General features: G+C 36.5%; 11 protein-coding genes, 1 riboswitch and 2 other annotated features. Of the genes, 2 read left to right on the top strand and 9 right to left on the bottom strand.

What is annotated here, in order from left to right; translation table 11 throughout:
- Window positions 1-3: 3 nt before the first annotated feature.
- From AB3H90_RS03925 to mgtA, 4 genes are all read right to left on the bottom strand, one after another.
- Window positions 4-684 (bottom strand): methionine ABC transporter permease, encoded by a 681-nt coding sequence (locus AB3H90_RS03925; protein WP_010719905.1) that lies wholly within the window; start codon window positions 682-684, stop codon window positions 4-6.
- A 1-nt stretch (window position 685) separates the two neighbouring features.
- Window positions 686-1759: a methionine ABC transporter ATP-binding protein gene (locus AB3H90_RS03920; protein ID WP_368016224.1), complete on the bottom strand. Its 1074-nt coding sequence runs from the start codon at window positions 1757-1759 to the stop codon at window positions 686-688.
- A 62-nt stretch (window positions 1760-1821) separates the two neighbouring features.
- Window positions 1822-2059, bottom strand: a binding site (T-box leader).
- Between the two features lie 37 nt (window positions 2060-2096).
- Window positions 2097-2332, bottom strand: a binding site (T-box leader).
- Window positions 2333-2408: 76 nt separating this feature from the next.
- Window positions 2409-3080, bottom strand: a complete 672-nt coding sequence (locus AB3H90_RS03915; protein WP_063626674.1) for an HAD family phosphatase — start codon at window positions 3078-3080, stop codon at window positions 2409-2411.
- A gap of 317 nt (window positions 3081-3397) precedes the next feature.
- Entirely contained in the window at window positions 3398-6046 is a 2649-nt protein-coding gene (mgtA, locus tag AB3H90_RS03910; protein WP_368016223.1) for a magnesium-translocating P-type ATPase, read from the bottom strand.
- A gap of 347 nt (window positions 6047-6393) precedes the next feature.
- Window positions 6394-6568, bottom strand: a riboswitch (M-box (ykoK) riboswitch).
- Window positions 6569-6787: 219 nt separating this feature from the next.
- Between mgtA and ndk the strand changes: the two genes are divergently transcribed.
- Window positions 6788-7231: a nucleoside-diphosphate kinase gene (gene ndk, locus AB3H90_RS03905; RefSeq protein ID WP_010719910.1), complete on the top strand. Its 444-nt coding sequence runs from the start codon at window positions 6788-6790 to the stop codon at window positions 7229-7231.
- Window positions 7232-7344: 113 nt separating this feature from the next.
- Here the strand turns inward: ndk and AB3H90_RS03900 are convergent, their stop codons facing one another.
- Together AB3H90_RS03900 and AB3H90_RS03895 are read right to left on the bottom strand one after the other, a co-directional pair.
- Window positions 7345-8256 (bottom strand): helix-turn-helix domain-containing protein, encoded by a 912-nt coding sequence (locus AB3H90_RS03900; protein ID WP_010738334.1) that lies wholly within the window; start codon window positions 8254-8256, stop codon window positions 7345-7347.
- Window positions 8257-8758: 502 nt separating this feature from the next.
- Entirely contained in the window at window positions 8759-10834 is a 2076-nt protein-coding gene (locus AB3H90_RS03895) for an LTA synthase family protein (RefSeq protein ID WP_088744981.1), read from the bottom strand.
- A gap of 117 nt (window positions 10835-10951) precedes the next feature.
- On the opposite strand from AB3H90_RS03895, the gene AB3H90_RS03890 reads away from it, so the two are divergent.
- Window positions 10952-11167, top strand: coding sequence for a hypothetical protein (locus tag AB3H90_RS03890; protein WP_368016222.1), 216 nt, complete (start codon window positions 10952-10954; stop codon window positions 11165-11167).
- Window positions 11168-11230: 63 nt separating this feature from the next.
- Here the strand turns inward: AB3H90_RS03890 and AB3H90_RS03885 are convergent, their stop codons facing one another.
- The 3 genes from AB3H90_RS03885 to AB3H90_RS03875 form a co-directional block, all read right to left on the bottom strand.
- The gene (locus tag AB3H90_RS03885; RefSeq protein WP_368016221.1) at window positions 11231-11866 is read right to left on the bottom strand and encodes a hypothetical protein; all 636 of its coding nucleotides are present in this window, start codon (window positions 11864-11866) and stop codon (window positions 11231-11233) included.
- 415 nt (window positions 11867-12281) lie between these two features.
- On the bottom strand, window positions 12282-13832 hold the full coding sequence (locus AB3H90_RS03880) for a bifunctional UDP-sugar hydrolase/5'-nucleotidase (RefSeq protein WP_368016220.1): 1551 nt from the start codon (window positions 13830-13832) through the stop codon (window positions 12282-12284).
- A 304-nt stretch (window positions 13833-14136) separates the two neighbouring features.
- Window positions 14137-15417 (bottom strand): extracellular solute-binding protein, encoded by a 1281-nt coding sequence (locus AB3H90_RS03875; RefSeq protein ID WP_368016219.1) that lies wholly within the window; start codon window positions 15415-15417, stop codon window positions 14137-14139.
- Window positions 15418-15438: the final 21 nt, after the last annotated feature.

The raw sequence follows: 15438 nt of genomic DNA, 5'->3' as shown, positions 1-15438 counted from the left end.
CCATTAATGTGATATTTTTTTAATTAAAAAATTACTGATAAATTGACTTAAAAACACCAATGCCAAAATCAATAATGTCGCAACAACCGTTACGTCTGTTTGAAATCGATTATAGCCCCGAGAAATAGCTAAATTTCCTAAGCCACCAGCTCCTACAGCACCTGCCATTGCGGTTAAGCCAATAACATTGATGATCGTTAAAGCTGAGACACGAATGATACTAGGTAGTCCTTCCAGTAAATAAACACGAAAAATGATACCCAATGGACTCGTTCCCATTGCTTGTGCAGCTTCGATAACACCGGGATCAACTTCAAGCAAGGCATTTTCGATTTGTCGAGCAAAAAAAGGAACGATGCCGACAATCAGAGGAACTAGGGCTGCCGTTGCTCCAATTGTTGTTCCGACAATAAAACGAGTCGTCAATGCAAGTAAAGAGAGTAAAATGATAAATGGAATGGATCGTACGATATTGATCACCTTATCAAAAAGTTCAAAACATAAGCGGTTTTCAATTAATCCTTTAGGGCGGGTAACGACTAAAACCACCCCTAATATAATGCCCAAGATTCCCCCAATCAAAGCAGACCAGAAAGTCATATATAGTGTTTGCTTTGTCGCTTCAATGAATTCATCTGGGATCAAATAAACATTTGGCAGATAGCTTTTGAGCCATTCGTTCATCTTAAACGCCTCCTTCAACGAGTTTGATTCTTTCTTGTGTTTCATGTTTTTGTAAGAGATTGACTTTGATACCTAATTGGATCAAATAATCTAGAGCTTTTTGTTTTTGAATGCTATCTCCCGCTAAAGTTACCACCAAGCTACCTATCGGTGTTTCTTGCAGCCATTCGATATTGCCATAAAGAATGTTTGCTGTTACTTGGTATTTGCTATACAACTGGGCAATCAATGGTTCATTCGTTTGGCTCCCCACATAACTCAGTTCAACTAGCCATTTATCCGTAAGCTCTTCTGCAAATCCTTGCTGTCCAGTAATCTTTTCCAATGCTTGATCTAAGTGAGTCGCTGTACGTATAAAATCTTTCGTTAGTTCTTCTTTTGGATGACTAAAAATTTGAACACTACTTCCACTTTCGATAATTCGTCCAGCTTCCATCACCGCCACTTTATTACAAATTTCTTTTACTACTTGCATTTCGTGGGTGATCAAGACGATCGTTAATCCTAATTGGCGATTTAATTTTTTGAGCAGCGCTAGAATTTGATGAGTCGTTTTTGGATCAAGGGCACTCGTCGCTTCATCACAAAGCAATATTTTGGGATCATTTGCTAAAGCTCTCGCAATCGCTACTCGTTGTTTCTGTCCACCAGATAATTGGTTGGGATAGGCAGAAGCTTTTTCCTTTAACCCTACTAAATCCAGTAAGTCACTTACTTTCTGACGACGTTCCTGTTTTGATTTCCCAGTATACTTTAAGGAGAAATCAACGTTGTCAAAAATTGTGCGACTTTCCATTAAGTTGAAATGTTGAAAAATCATACCAATCGTTTTCCGTTCTTTTCTTAATTCTTTTGGTGTGAGATCACCTAAATTCGTCTGTTGGATGATTACTTCCCCCTTCGTTGGTTTCTGTAAGAAATTCATCACACGAACTAATGTGCTTTTTCCTGCCCCAGAGTAGCCCACAATGCCATAGACATCTCCTTGAGCAACTGATAAATTCACTTCATTGACAGCTGGGATGTCATTACCTTTTTGCTCAAAATGGACACTGATGTTTTTTAACTCAATCATTCGTTCTCCTCCTTGTTGTATAATAAAAAAGGCATCCTCAAGAAAATGAACTCAATCATTTCCTTGAGGACGCCTTTTTGCGTGTTACCACCTCATATTCAAGCCACATTCACATGTCGCTCCTCTTCAAGTACAAACATACTCTAGCGAGATACCGGTCGCAACCGTTACCGCCTCACAAAATGCTTGGGGTAAAATGCTCAGTAGCCATTTTCCAATCGTTCCTCTTTGCTTCTTCTCAGCTCCCGAAGCTCTCTGTTAAAAGATTTCCAACTGTACTTACTACATCATTGCAAAAAAATATAAAAAAAATCCTCTTACCAACAAAAAATGTTAGTAAAAGGACGACGAATCGTGGTACCACCTTTATTCGGAAGTTTCCTTCCCTCTAGCCAACGTCTCATTCCTGAGAGATTGGGGTTCAGTTTAACGGTTGAACGACGACCGAATTTATCTACTTATCGACAAATTATTCTCCAAGGCCATTTTCAACTTTGCGGATTTGACTCTTTTCACCAAACAGAGCCTCTCTAGGAAATCGTTCAAGTTTACTTTCCTTATCAACGAATATACTTATTTAGTTGTTGCGAATAATTTACCGTACTCATAATTAAAAGTCAAGGAAGAAGTTTACAAAAAAATGATTGAATTATTTTGTTGTTTTTTTATCTAACATTTCAATAACAGTTCGTAAGTCGTTTCCTTCAGCAAGTAAATTTAATTTTTCTTTTTCTTCTGCTGTATAATTTCGTTCAAAACTAGTATCTGGAATTAAAACAACGCCCATCCCAGCTCGGGAAGCAGAAGTAGCTCCAACTAAAGAATCTTCCACTGCAAATGCTTCTGAAGCAACTAATTTTGTTCTTTCTAAAGCGGTCAAGTAAGGAACAGGTGAAGGCTTGTTTTCACTTACTTCATCACCGAATGTCATCGTATCAAAATAATTAGCCAAATCAAATTGGGCTAAGATATCAGTCGCTCTTTTAGTAACTGTCGTTGTCGCTAATCCAAGTCGTAAGTCACGTTTTTTTAATTCAGCTAAAACTTCTTTCGCATAGGGTTTTAATTGTATCCCACCGTTATGAAGCTGTTGATAAAAATATTCTTCACGCTTAGCACGAACTTCTTGAACTTTTTCAGGGCTTCCAGCTGCTTTCACTAAAATGTCAAAACTTTGCTTCCAGTTTTTACCTCCCCAAGCATCTACTACTTCTTTGGGAATCGCTAAATCATACTGTTGGAATCCCCATAACCAACCATCACGATAAGTTTTCTCCGTGTCAACTAATAGTCCATCTAAATCAAATATTGCGCCTTTCATTTTTCACTATTCCTTTCAGAAAACAATATCCATAGTTTAGCATGTTTCATTGTTATTTGCACAGAACGAATCATATTTTCCTTTCATAATAAAATGAAAGGTGTAGAAAAAAATGAGTCCGAGGCACTTTTGAAGTGCCCCGAACTCATGATTAGAGGTGAGAATGGACGGGTAAACGGTGTTCATTCATCACCTCCTTGCAATAAGCCTGAATTTTTCAAAACATGAGGAGCTGTTTCAAAAAATTCTTTCTTATTGTCTTCGGAGCTACCCGATGACTTCACAACCTCTTTTTCACGGTGTTCATTCATCAACCATTACAATAGTTCACCGAATTTTTTAATATAGAATTTTTTGACCATTGTCACTAATATCAAGTAAGCTAAAATCGTTACGACTAACCAAGTCCAGTAAGTTCCTGGTAACGGCATCAAACCTAGTTCTGCACCAAAGCCTGTAAATGGCAGAATCGAACCTACAACGATTCCTAATGTCGTAATCGTAAACATCGCAAATGTCGCATTGCTTTGAATAAATGGAATCTTTGGTGTCCGTAGTGCGTGTAGGACTAATGTTTGTGACCATAATGATTCAACGAACCAACCTGCATGGAACAACGCAATAAATACGATCTTTTGTTGTGCATCTAATGTATGGAAATCTCCACCTACAACTGCTGGACAAATGATAAAGTACATCAATAAGTAGGTAGTGATATCAAAAATCGAACTCGTAGGTCCAAAGTATACCATAAATTTCCCAATGCTTGATGCTTCCCATTTTTTAGGCTCATGTAGATATTCTTTATCCATTTTATCCCATGGAAGTGAGATACAAGACACATCGTAAATCAAATTCAAAAAGAGAATTTGCAGTGGCAACATTGGTAAAAATGGTAAGAATGTGCTGGCAACTAAGACAGAGAACATATTCCCAAAGTTTGAACTTGCAGTTGCCTTGATGTATTTCATGATGTTCCCAAATGTTTCTCGACCAGATAAAAGACCTCTTTCTAAAATCGTTAAATCTTTTTCTAGTAAGATCACATCGGCTGATTCTTTTGCGATATCTACTGCTGTATCAACCGAAATACCGATATCCGCTACTTTCATTGCCGGTGCATCATTGATACCATCACCTAAAAAGCCCACGGTATGGCCATTTTGCCGTAAAGCAGTCGTTAAACGAGCCTTTTGTTGAGGATTCAATTTAACAAATACTTCATGATTTTCAGCAACTTGTGCTAATTCGCGATCATCCATTTCTGAAATCTTTTCGCCAGTGATCAATTCATTAATTTCCAGACCCACTTGACGACAAACCGAACGAGTGACTAATTCATTATCACCAGTTAAGACTTTGACTGCGACACCATGATCTTTCAATGCTTTTAGCGCTTGTTTCGTCGTTTCTTTTGGAGGATCAAGGAAAGCAAGGTATCCAATCAATACCATATCTGATTCATCTTTCACTGAAAATTCGCCAACTACGCTTGGGTTTGTTTTTTGGGCCACTCCGATTACACGTAGACCATCTTCATTTAAATCTCTCACTTTTGCAAGAACTGATTCTCTTTTTTCATTGGTTAATGGACTAACGATCCCATCAATGTCGATGTAATTAGAGATACTCAACATCTCTTCGATCGCACCTTTGGTAATCATTTGTGTTTTACCTGCGGTGTCCTCTACAACGACACTCATCCGACGACGTTCAAAGTCAAATGGAATTTCATCCACTTTGCGGTAATTGATTTTATCGGTTGCTAATGTTTGTTTGGCTTCATCAATAATTGCTACATCCAACAGATTTTTTAATCCTGTTTGATAGTAACTATTTAAATACGCATGGCGTAAAACACGATCATCTTCTTTACCAGAACAATCCATGTGGTATTCTAAAATGATTTTATCTTGAGTCAATGTCCCAGTTTTATCCGTACATAACACGTCGATCGCACCAAAGTTTTGGATCGCATTCAAATTTTTGATGACCGTTCCTTTTTTCGCCATCACGCTAGCACCTTTAACTAAGTTCGTAGTAACAATCATTGGTAACATTTCAGGTGTAAGACCGACTGCTACAGATAAACCGAATAGAAAAGCTTCTAGCCAATCCCCTTTAGTCAACCCATTGATAACGATAACTGTTGGTGCCATTAAAGCCATGAATTTGATCAATAACATGGATGTTTTATGAATACCAATTTCAAAGCTTGATTTGATCGGTTTTTCAGAGAGCGTTTGAGCCACATGTCCAAATAATGTTTCATTACCAACAGATACAATAATACCTTCAGCACTCCCACTGATAACGTTACTTCCCATAAAAGCCAAATTTTCATAACTAGTTTCACTCAAAGTCTCATCATCGTAAACAATCGCTTGCTTTTCGACAGGGTAACTTTCACCAGTTAAGGCAGCTTGTGAAATAAATAAATCTTTGGCTGACAACAGACGCATATCTGCAGGAATCATATCACCTGCTGATAATCGAACAAGGTCTCCACAAACGATTTCTTCCATTGGAATCTCAGTATAATCACCGTTACGTTTAACTGCTGCGGTTACTTTTACCAATGATTTTAATTTTTCTGCGGCTTGGTTAGAGCGAACAGATTGAACCAACGTCATCGTTCCACTGACGATGACCATCGTAAAGATGATAATTACTCCAAATAAATCTTTATCCCCAGGAGCGGCTAACACGTATTCTGTGATAAATGAAATCACTCCGAGTGCAATCAATACCAAGGTGAATGGTGTAATATAAGCTTTTAAAGCTTCTACAATAAAGGGTGTTTTCTTCCCATAAGAGATTGAATTTTCACCATATTTTTCTCTTGATTCTTCAATTTGTTCGTCTTTCATTCCTTGATCAGTCGAATGAAAGAAGTTCAATAATTCTTGTTTTGTCTTTCCTGCAAATGCAGCATACATTTTTTGTGTATCTCTCTTTTTTTCCATCTCATTTTTCTCCTTAGACCCAGTAAATATAAGCAATACTTATTTAAGCTGGGTTATTTTTAGTTAGTTGAGTAATGGAGAAAATACTGTATTTAAAGGGGCTGAAAACAGATAGATAATAGCCTCATCCAGCAATTTCTCTCGCATTATTTTCTTCGCAGGACTGTCATCCATTTGTTCTCATCTCCTTTAACTTGATAGAATTGTTCTTGTTTCTCTTTCGTTTTAAAAGCATCAACTTCCCAACGAAACCACCTCCATTTTTTGTTTGTTAGGATTGTTTCAACACAAAAAGACCTTTCATCAAAAATTCAGCGAAAGGTCGAAAAAGCACATAAAAAAAAGCTTCTTTGATCTCATCGTTGAGTTTTGACACTGTACAACGTAAAAAGCAATTCCTTGCTTTTAGCTACCTTATGAAAAGCCTTGTCTCGACAATTCCTGTTCTACCCATTGGCGTCTCTCGACGTTTTTGGGCAGTAGCCTGTGTTTGTATAGGAGCCTCACCTAACAAATCCTATTTAGTTTTCCTTCGTAAATATAACAACTTATGCACCGATTGTCAAACTTATTTTTTGCTTTTTCCAAACATTTATGGTAAATAAATTGTTTTTGATTGATGGGGTTAGAAAATTCTTATTGAATTTAATAGCCCGCATGTTGATCAGCTTTTTCACTTTGATTGTGGGTTTACTCAGACACCAGTATAATAAAGGTATAACAAAAAAAGGGGTGTATCAGATGGAACGTACATTGGTCATTATCAAACCGGATGGTGTCAGACGTCATTTAATTGGGCGGATCATCCAACGATTTGAAGAAAAAGGATTAGCAATTACTGAAATGAAGTTTGCAACAATGACAAAAGAACTCGCACAAGAGCATTATCATCACTTAAGTGGTCGGAGCTTTTTCGATGAATTGATTGATTATATGACCTCGGGACCAGTAGTCTATCTTGTTTTAGCTGGAGAGGATGTCATCGATATCGTCCGTAAGATGGTCGGTGCAACTAAAGCTGTAGATGCTGTTCCTGGAACGATTCGTGGAGATTATGCCTTACCTGGAACTGAAAATATCATTCATGCATCTGATTCAAGAGATGCTGCAACCAATGAAATCAATCGTTTTTTCCCATTATTCGATACAAAAAAGCAAAAATCTGAGATCGTTCATCCTGAATGACCAAACAGATTTGCTCTGACTGATAGTTGAGTGAAAGAGCAGAAAAGTACCTGACAGTTCGTTTAGTCAATGATTGTTGCAAGGTCTTTTCTACTCTTATTCACTTGTCTTACTTATTCTTGTTCTATTTTTGCAATCTGTTCAAACAACATCATTTTTTTCTCTTCTTCTTTTATCACTTCCAAGAGTTTCTCTTCAAGACGTTTGCGCTCTTTCTTGCCTAGGGTATATTCGATGACCGTAAAAAAAGTATTCAACTCTTTTGAAAGTGGTTCACCTAAGGCTTGTGCAATCAGCTTTCTGTAGTATTCTGTCATCAAACTTTCATAAATGATTGTTGATTTTTCTTTGTGTGCCAAACTGCGAGACATATCGAGGTTGATGCTACGCGCTTTTTTGAAACGTTTTTTATCGATATAATAAAGCGTGAGATTCATTAAAAATGTAAATAAATAGTCTTCATTCAAAGAATCGGTCATTTGTCGCATTCTTTTTTTGATTTTCAAGTAATGATTGTCTAGAAATGAATCACTGAAAATATAGGGATACTTGGAAAGAATGTCTAACTCAAAATGACCATATTCCCTGATTTTCATAAAGTATTCTTCAATCGTACGACACTCATATCCTAGAAATTCTAATTGCAACTCCATTTTTCCATTCGTCTGCCAAAACATCTGTAGATTTAACATTAAATAGTATAAATCAGCTGTTTTTTTATATTGCTTTCGGTTGTTGGCAATTTCCTTATAAGGATCAAAGTTCTCTTCTTGGATTTTATTTAAAAGATGCCGACTTTTCTTCGTTTTTTTGGGTTCTTCAAGCTGATTACGTAACCATTCATATTCGGCCAAAGAAATATTTAAGCGTTCCAAGAAGGCTTTTAGTGTACAAAAAGAGATCTTCTTTACGGTATGATTTTCGATTCCTACTAGAGATGTTTTGGAACAGATTCCCTTTGCTAACTGTGTTTGTGTCAACTTTCGATTCACTCGAAGTTGCTTGATTAATTCTCCATCATACATAATTGATCGTTACCAAAACCAATAACTGAGTGAGTGCCATGTACGAAACAGTTGATCTTTCATCCTTCTTGTAACACTTCTACAACACGTATCACATGACCGTTTGTATGATAAGAAATGTTTAGCCAAAGTGTTGAAAAATAAATTAGCTGCTTGGATCTGTGCTTCTATATGTACATGTTCGTTCATTGCCAGTTGTTGTTTTGATTAAACGTTTCCCCTCCTTGTTGTTTCTGATTTTTATTCTTCGGTCAACCTATAGCTGACAAGTTTATCCTATTTTCCTTTTCTATTTTTATTTGATTCAACTGAATTCAGCCATCATTTTTTACACCTATCCAAATTTCCTCGGATTTTTCACTTCCAAAAGAATCGCTGTAAAAAATTTGTTTCCTTCACTAATTACATACGCTAAAATAAAAAAGTTTACGAATTATATAAAAAAAACTTCCAAAAAAGTGAAAACAAATCGACTTTTTTGGAAGTTTTGTCAACTATTCATTTAATTATTCTCATCTGTTTCTGCAGGGTAAAGGTTAGTCGTTGTTTTATTTCCATTTTTAGAATAAACACTCGTGGACTTGCTTCCTTTTTGTTTTTCAATGGTTTCATTTTTCTCTGCATCATTTTTATAATCATACTTTTTGGGATCAATCGTTTTAAAGTTATCTGGTACATAGAAACGTAATAGATTCTCTTGATTCAACTTATCAGATAAACTTAAAGCCGTTTTGACTTGATTCTGATCTTTTTCCACTTCTTTTTGGATACCAGCTTTTTTAGGATCAATGATTTCCCCTGTTTGGTTATCATAAGTTTTTCCATCTAAAACGGTATATTTAGGTGTCACAAAATTACCATTTCTAAAGGCAACCAACTGATCATGCTGTGGTGAAAGCAAATCTGTACCAAAATGGATATAGTCTTTATCATTGATTCCTACTAAGTGTAACAGGGTAGGTAACACATCAATTTCGCCACCATATTCATGATTGATCTCACCTTTTTTATAACCTGGAATGTGGAACATCAATGGCACTCGCTGCATTTGAGCATTATCAAAATCATCCCAAGTAGCAGGGTCTTTTCCTAAAGCTTTCGCCAAGTCTTTATTATCCGTATTGGATATCCCAAAATGATCTCCGTAGATGACAAACATCGAATTTTGATAGATACCGGATTTTTTCAAATACGTAAAGAATTGTTCCAACGATTGATCTAAATAATGAGCTGTCCGGACGTAATCATCTACTCTGCTATTGCCAGTCTTCAATGATGGGAAATTAAAATGTTTATCGTCTGTATAGTATGGCGTATGATTGGTTACCGAAAGAAACTTAGTATAGAACGGTTGTTGTAAATGTTCCAAATATTTAGCTGATTCTCTGAATAAGTCCTTATCTAAAATACCATATCCCAACGTTTCATCTGAACTATTGAAATAAGAACGATCAAAGAAGTTGTCATAGCCTAAATTTTTATACACATGATCTCGGTTCCAGAAGCTCCCGACATTCCCATGGAAAACCGCGCTCGTATAACCTTGCTGTTGCGCCAAGATTGCTGGAGCAGCTTGGAACGTGTTATCTGAACCTAACTCGGTAAACAAAGAACCTTGTGGTAAACCAAAAGTTCCCGTCTCTAACATATTTTCTGCATCACTTGTTTTTCCTTGTCCAACTTCATGGAAGAAATTGTCAAAGCTGATCGTTGATTGATTCTTATAGATACTATTTAAGAATGGCGTTACTTCTTGACCATCTACCTTCATATTGATTAGAAATTGTTGGAAGCTTTCTAAATGCAGGACAATGATGTTTTTCCCTTTAGCCACGCCAAATGTTGCTGGATTAGGAGCAGCATAATGATTTTCGGTGTATTTTCTCACTTCTTCCACACCATTACTACTTGCATGCGCACGAACACTACTTGTCATCCCAGTTTTGATAGCATCGTAAATAGTATAGGCATCGATTCCCAAATATTTGACGATGTAAGAACGGTCAAACGTCCGTTGCAACAATTGGGGACGATTTGCTTCACTAAGCGCTAAATTTCCTGAAAAAATCAACGCTGACAGACAAGTAACTGCGATCGCCACTGGTTTAGAGACTGCAGGACTTTTTACTGGTATTTTTTTAACAAACATCCAGATGATGAGTCCTACAAATACTAATATATCCAACCAATACAAAATGTCATGAGGTCTCATTAATGCAAAGGAACTTCCTGATAAACCTTGCGAAACTTTAGAAAAGCCTAGAATAGACTTTACGGTCACGAAATCTGTAAATTCTCGATAAAAAATAATATTCAAATAAAGCAAAAGCGTATTTAAAATATCAATGATTAAAAGAACAATCAATGCGGGTTTCAATTTTTTTATATATAATGCTAAACCAAAAAACAACAATGTCGTTGCAATTGGATTAATCCACAGAATAAAGTATTGGATGCTGCCTTCAACGCCCAATGAAAAATCAACGTAATAGGCAAAGATCGTTTTCAGCCAAAAGAAAAAACTAGCTGTCAAAACAATCAGCAAACGATTTTGGCACAATTTTTTCAAATGTGTCACAAGTATCACTTCTCTCTTTTATTTTTTTTTATTCTGCTCCTAAAATATGAAAATTTCCTAAAAAAAGGGTTATTTTAAGATTTTTTTTAGAAATGAAGGGAGCAATTATGGATATCTATGCCAAAAAAAAGAACCCCTCAGACTAAATATGTCCATCCTGAGGAGTTTTTGTTAGCTGTTTTTGTTTTGGTCAACCTGAACTACAATAGTTCTAGTTATCGAATGAAGCAAGAACAATCAGTCAAAGATTCAGCAGAAAACAGTAACTTAGTAAAAACAAATGAGCTTCCATCATTTCAAACGAATGACTATCGTGCACCTTTCAGTACTTGAGCTGGAAAAGACGTGTTGCCCCATCTATTTCACAGTTTGCGTACTCTTACTAAAATACTCGTGTTACTTTGCCTTCTGTTGCTGACTTGCTTTGCTGTTTTTTGTGCTATTTTTAGTTGTACGACTCGATTGCGTCTTGGACTTACTTTGGGTCGTACTTTGAATTGTTTCCGAACGTTCAGAAGAACTTTCCTGAGTCGGCTCAACCTGAGTCGTATCAGAATTTTCTTTGACTTCTTTATTCATTTTTATCCACTCTTTCAGACGGGTACTAACAACCTCACGATTCACCTTATCTGAATAGCTGGTTATTACTTTTCCGTTCTTTAATCGAGCTAGTTTTTCTCCGTCATTGGTTAAAAGTAAGACGGTCAAATGTTTATCGTTGAATTGATATTGTCTTAACGAAATAGCACTTAAGACATCATCAATATTGATAAACTGATTACTTTCCTTGTCTTTTGGCAAATAAAGCTCTAATTCTCCCTTATCATAGTTGGCTACTATCTTGTAATCCTTCCACCAATAAGTAGAAAATTCTTTTTTAAATTTATCTACTGATTCTTTACTTGCAATGATTTTTTCTGTTTCTAGTTGAGCGATATCTGCTGTCATTTTTCCTGAAACTGCGGCTGATAAAAAAAGCAGTAAGAAAAAACCAACTAACCAAAAGAGAAGAAAAGGACGTTTTTTTCTCATACCTTTCTCCACTCCCATTCAAATTTGCCTATTCCATTATATACAAAAAATGAAGAGTAAAGACAAAAAAGTAAAAAAAGATATTAAATAACGAAAATTTTTTTATAAATAACCCATACTGATGTATTGTTTTATAAAAAAGGTTGTAACTAAATTTATAGTAAAGCAAATTTAGAACGTTTCTAAGATCATACTTTCACCAAAAAAACGTTATAAGTACATTGAAAATAACCTGAAACTTACAACGCTTGAGACTGTTAATCATTTACAACAATTACCTTTTGGATTAGTTTTGATAAACAATTTTGTTAATTGCATGCTTCGATTTATTTACCTTCGTTTTGGCTTGCTCTTTTCTTGAATAGACTTGAATAGACTTGAATAGACAGATTTCACTAATTTCTGTCCCTCTTGTTTACTTGATTACCCGAAAGTTATGATTCACTTCAGCATGAATTTGTTGATGTTTTCTTAAATAATCAGCAATCAGTTCAGTCATATCGATTTGGATTTCACGAATGATTTTATCGGCAGAGAACATGTGATAATTCCCACCACCGACCGCTCTGTACTGATTCATGACTACTTCCAGCTCTTCCTCAGGATGGATCGGTTTGCCTGCTCTGGCTAATTTAGTGATCCTTTGCCCTACTGGTTGACGTAAATCGATCTCATAATCAATGCCCTCATACATGTCATAATTATAATACTGTGGTTTAGGTTCAATGAACGCAGGATTAAATACGATCTCGCCTGATTCTATTGCCAAGAAGTTTGCTGTTTGTTCTAAGGCATCTCTTAGATCCTGCCCTGTAATTTTAAGAACTGCTAAAGTATTAGGATAAATATAATTGGTAATAATTTCTCTCATTGTAATAGTTTCATTGAATCCTTGACCTTCATTGTTGAACAGAGCCGTTCCAGAAATCGATACTCCGCTGGCAGCCATTTGCACCCGATTAATAAACTCAATATAAGGATGTTCCACGATTCGTGCTTGCATCGGATCAGTGATTTTCATGTCTCCTTGTACCTCTCCCACTGGTTGATCAAGCCATGTTTGCAATTCATTTTCTGTTTTTTGAACAAGTGAAAGAATGTCTTCATCTGCCTCGTCAGTTACTAAGGAAATCAGTTCTGCTTTTCCGTCCGAAACACGATAACCATTAACCGTTCGTTCCAAGGATAATTCGATTTTACCTAAAAATTCGCCACGATAGCCCGGTTGGATAATCGGCACACTATTTACCTTCGCAGCAATCACTCGATGTTGGTGCCCAGTAATCAACGCATCCATCCCAGCTACTTCTTGAAGTAGTTGGAAGCCTTCATTTTCGCCAGTCAATGCTTCGGTGGGTTCGCCAGTCTCTAAATCTTTCTCGAATCCACCATGATAAGCTACAACCACTACATCTGCTAATTCTCTAAGTTTAGGTACATATTGTTTTGCTGCTTCAACTGCAGAAACAAATTGTAGGTCTTTAATTGTTTCAGGTTGTTCCCAATGAGGAATATATTGCGTGGTCAACCCTAAAATTGCCACTTTGATCCCTTGTTTTTCAATCATCACATAGGGCTGTCCAAAATAAGGATCGCCTTTGCTCGTTAAAATATTAGCAGATAAGACAGGATGATGATAACTAGCGATAGCTTGTTCTAAGTAAGATAAGCCATAATTAAATTCATGATTTCCTAATATACTAGCATCCACATCCATTTCATTTAAGACATTCGTTAATTCTGAGACGTGGTGATCTTGTTGTTTTGCTAAGTAGTAACTAAAAGGTGACCCCTGAATGAAGTCACCGTTATCAATGACATAAAGAGGGTCTGGGCTAGTTTCTCTGATTTGTTTTATCCTACTGGCAATTTTAGCATAGCCATAAGGTTGTTCTTGATCCGTCGCATAGTTCGTTGGATAGATATACCCATGGACGTCACTAGTTGCTAACAATGTTATTTTCATACTTGTCTCCCATTTCATGAGACTGAACCAAAACTTGCCTCAGTCTCTTTTAGTCTCTCTAAAAACGAATAAACGGCGTTCAAGAAGCAACTCCTCAACAATAAGAGAGGAGCTAAACGCTTCTCTCACAACCTCTTGTTCACAGCGAGACAAAAGCAGCATCTTCGAAAAATAAGCCGAAATTGACCCAAAATTTGAGAAGAAAATTTCGGAAACTCCTTCTTATTTCTTGATGTTAAACACTTTTGTCTCAACCGCCTAAAGCAAACAAGCTAACGTTCTGAACGTTCTTTCGTTCGATTGTTTATTGATTCCAAGCATCTTCCAATTGAGGAACGGAATCTTTTATCAGTTTCTTCGTATCTTGATTCGTATTCGATAAAATGTTTTCCATGATCGAACGTACCTCATTATAAGCAGGATCTGCGTTTTCAATCACAGGGATCGAGAATAGATCAGAAGTAGCTGCTTCTAAATATTGTGGTACTTTTGTTTCTGTAGAATTCTTGTATTCATCACTTTCAAGAACCGATTCAACGATTGGCATATAACCAGTCATATTTGCCCAATACAGTTGGTTTTCCGGTTGTGCTAAAAATTTCATATATTCAAAAGCAGCTGTGCGTTTTTCAGCACTGGCACTACTGAACATATAGATATCCGTTCCTTGTTGCAAATTGATTTTTTCAGGACGTGGCGCAACGCCATACTCAAATTTTCCTTCAGTATCTTTTTTCACATAACCTTCTCCAGCAATCGAGCCAACAAACATTGCCACTTGTTCATTTGCAAAAGGACCTGACAAGTACTTATCCGATCCAGCAATTCGGAAATAACCATCTTTGACGCCCTCAGCATAGTAATCGATCACTTTTTGTGATTCTTTCCCATCTAAAGCTAAGTCTTTGTCAAAATCAACACCTTTATTTTTCATACCGATCGCATAGTAGTTATTCAATGAATCAAACCCAGCACCCACCACTTGCCCATCTGATTTTTCATAGATCGTTTTTGAAGCTTCTTTTAATTCTGCTAGTGTCGTCGGCACTTCAACGTTATATTGTTTTAATAGATCTGCATTGTAGAAAAGCATTTCCGTTGATTTGTTAAAAGGGATACCATATTGCTTGTCATCAATTTTAGCACCTTCTAATAATGAATCACGGATTTCTTCCTGATCCTTCCAGCCAATCGTATCATTTTCGATATAAGGGTTTAAATCAACCAACATCTCATCTTGAGCGGCATTCCATAGCCATCCTGGATAAGCTTGAGTGATTGTCGGCAGATCCTTAGGTGAAGGTAATGTCGAATTGATTTTTGCTTGAAGATCCGAATATTGCGATTGATTTTGCAACTCTACCTTGATATTAGGATTTTCTTTCATGAAGTCATCTGTAAGTTTAGTTAATGCTTCTTCTTGCGCACCATTCATCGCATGCCAGAAGTTGATCGTTGTCTTTTCATTGATTTCTGTTACGATATCCTCACTTGAACTATCTACCTTTTCATTCTTTCCACAAGCACTTAACGCAAATACTGCTGCTGCAGCCACAAACACAGAAGCCCATTTTTTCATTTTCATCTTCTTTTTACTCTCCCTTTT

Origin of the sequence: Enterococcus sp. C63, assembly GCF_040887215.1 — a bacterium.
Classification (GTDB): Bacteria; Bacillota; Bacilli; order Lactobacillales; family Enterococcaceae; genus Enterococcus_B; species Enterococcus_B hirae.
The sequence above is the reverse complement of the archived record's forward strand: the minus strand, read 5'-3'. Positions and strand labels throughout refer to the sequence as shown.

What these genes read in the sequence shown, in the direction of transcription:
- AB3H90_RS03925 (WP_010719905.1), bottom strand. Translation starts at nt 684, where the DNA reads ATGAACGAATGGCTCAAAAGCTATCTGCCAAATGTTTATTTGATCCCA.
- AB3H90_RS03920 (WP_368016224.1), bottom strand. Translation starts at nt 1,759, where the DNA reads ATGATTGAGTTAAAAAACATCAGTGTCCATTTTGAGCAAAAAGGTAAT.
- AB3H90_RS03915 (WP_063626674.1), bottom strand. Translation starts at nt 3,080, where the DNA reads ATGAAAGGCGCAATATTTGATTTAGATGGACTATTAGTTGACACGGAG.
- mgtA (WP_368016223.1), bottom strand. Translation starts at nt 6,046, where the DNA reads ATGGAAAAAAAGAGAGATACACAAAAAATGTATGCTGCATTTGCAGGA.
- ndk (WP_010719910.1), top strand. Translation starts at nt 6,788, where the DNA reads ATGGAACGTACATTGGTCATTATCAAACCGGATGGTGTCAGACGTCAT.
- AB3H90_RS03900 (WP_010738334.1), bottom strand. Translation starts at nt 8,256, where the DNA reads ATGTATGATGGAGAATTAATCAAGCAACTTCGAGTGAATCGAAAGTTG.
- AB3H90_RS03890 (WP_368016222.1), top strand. Translation starts at nt 10,952, where the DNA reads ATGCCAAAAAAAAGAACCCCTCAGACTAAATATGTCCATCCTGAGGAG.
- AB3H90_RS03885 (WP_368016221.1), bottom strand. Translation starts at nt 11,866, where the DNA reads ATGAGAAAAAAACGTCCTTTTCTTCTCTTTTGGTTAGTTGGTTTTTTC.
- AB3H90_RS03880 (WP_368016220.1), bottom strand. Translation starts at nt 13,832, where the DNA reads ATGAAAATAACATTGTTAGCAACTAGTGACGTCCATGGGTATATCTAT.
- AB3H90_RS03875 (WP_368016219.1), bottom strand. Translation starts at nt 15,417, where the DNA reads ATGAAAATGAAAAAATGGGCTTCTGTGTTTGTGGCTGCAGCAGCAGTA.